Genomic DNA, 248 nt, shown 5'->3' with positions numbered 1-248 from the left:
TTTATTGACAGTGTTAGTAGCAGAAAGAGGGTACATAGGGCAAAGCGTGGTACACGAATTGCCGCCTTTTTCCTCATCGTTTTATTAATTGGTGGAGTAATTGGTGCGGCAGGAAAAGACATAGCACAAGGAATTAGTCTAGGACTAGACCTTCGCGGTGGTTTTGAAATTCTGTATGAAGTAAAACCAGCCAAACAAGGTGATAAAATCGATCGTGATGCACATGTAGGTACAGTAGGTGCCCTTGA

General features: G+C 42.7%; 1 protein-coding gene. It reads left to right on the top strand.

Features of this window, described 5'->3' with window-relative positions:
- Positions 1–3 precede the first annotated feature (3 nt).
- Positions 4–248: hypothetical protein (locus AC0IXC_RS29305; RefSeq protein ID WP_471653723.1), on the top strand; the 245-nt coding region annotated here is incomplete at its 3' end.

This window comes from Bacillus sp. AC266, assembly GCF_979253805.1.
Note: the sequence above shows the minus strand (reverse complement) of the source record. Positions and strands in the feature narration are given on the sequence as shown.